The sequence below is a fragment of the Vibrio sp. Vb1574 genome (assembly GCF_033338675.1).
Window position 1 is genome coordinate 1 of the sequence record NZ_JAWOTC010000178.1, and the last position, 1,486, is coordinate 1,486.

General features: G+C 38.6%; 2 protein-coding genes and 1 pseudogene. All 3 read right to left on the minus strand.

Annotated elements, in window-relative coordinates:
• Window positions 1–337 (minus strand): universal stress protein (locus R7O12_RS24585; RefSeq protein WP_318126667.1); only part of this gene is annotated, 337 nt, incomplete at its 3' end.
• Between the two features lie 752 nt (window positions 338–1,089).
• A complete protein-coding gene (locus tag R7O12_RS24590; RefSeq protein ID WP_005455352.1) occupies window positions 1,090–1,248 on the minus strand; it encodes a YoaH family protein in 159 nt (52 codons plus the stop codon).
• Window positions 1,249–1,292: 44 nt separating this feature from the next.
• Window positions 1,293–1,481 (minus strand): annotated as a pseudogene (locus tag R7O12_RS24595) (conjugal transfer protein TraF); the annotation flags it as partial.
• Window positions 1,482–1,486 lie beyond the last annotated feature (5 nt).

Sequence of the window (1,486 nt, forward strand, 5' to 3'; positions counted from 1 at the left end):
TAGGGACAGAAGAAAAGAAACGACTCAACAAGCTATGATGATGGCCACATATAACGAGATCTATCCCTACTTCCTTCGCAATTCCGGAGAGCTTGATGTGAAGATCACCAATCACAACCATACTGTCATGGACTTCGTAATCACACTCGTCAGCAAGCTTTTGTAATGCATTCTGCAACTTTCGTTCTTCTTTCAACTCTAGAATAATCTTATCGACATCTACATAGACTAAGGAAAGCTTACTTTTTTCATCTTTCGCTAAAGAAACTGCTTTATCGATGACTTTTTTGCTGGAATCAGTAAGGTCTACCGCAACCAAAATATGTCCATAACTCATTACGTTCTCCTATTTTGAATGGTACTACTTTTAGTCTAGCTTATCGAACACACTAAACATCGGCTTACCTGCCGATATCTAAATGAAAACATCCAAATCCCCATCTCTAATAGCTCAGCTGTTCGAACATATACCCCTAAGCCTCTCACTAAACATTACGCCGTAACTTAAGTTTACTTGTAAGCGATGCTGTAAAACTAAGTCCGTAGTGGCTCCTGCCTCTAAGCGCTCTGAAAATCTAGATTAAAGATCATCAAAAACTCTGCCGCAATTTTAATGATGTAGTCCCTGGAGAAGCAGTTCTGACACACCGTCTGCAAGTACTTACTGTCTTTATATGGAAGTATATATAAGCACCTAATTCTAATTTGATTTTGTGACACTGTGTCTTAATGAAAAATTCAACACATTATACTGGCTAATTATTCCTCTTAATGGTCACTGTGTAATTTAATTACATGCAAATTATTCATCAATCTTGGAAAAGCAAATAATTCCACGATAACTCACTGATTAATATCAGATTTAACCAAGATTGACCTAAACAACCATAAAATCACCACTGAAGCATGTTTATGGATAAAGATGAATTGGTAAAATTTTACCTATTGCTTTCGTCTAAATGGTTGGCCTCTTTTACTGCTGTAGTTAAGAAGGTTGTGTTACGCGGTAACTGAATGACTTAAATTGTTTGATGGGAAATGGATTAAGAAAGGGGTAAAAAAAGCAGGGTCTGTGCCCTGCTTCTTCTATTAACTGTCTTGTTGTTTGGCTGCGTATTCTGCGCGAATCTGCTCTGCCACGATTTTGATCGCTTCGGCTGTACTTGTGCCCTTTGCCATCAGTTCTTGAATTCGTTCTACAGCTTCTTGCTGCTCTTTGTGCGATATAGGTGGTAAATCGTCAAACATAAAAAAAGGCTCCTCAATGTGAGGAGCCGACTATAACGATTCAGTTAATAGGTCGCAAGGAAATTAATGGATGCGCCCATTGCATTTTCGTTTGTGTATCTCGCAGAAATATCTAATTCAATCAGGTTCAATGGCGATAAGCCTATACCAGCCGTAATCGTCCCTTCATCATTACTTCTCGCAAGCTTTTTCATATAGCCACCTCGTAGTGCCATTTGGCGCAAAATGTCTATTTAGA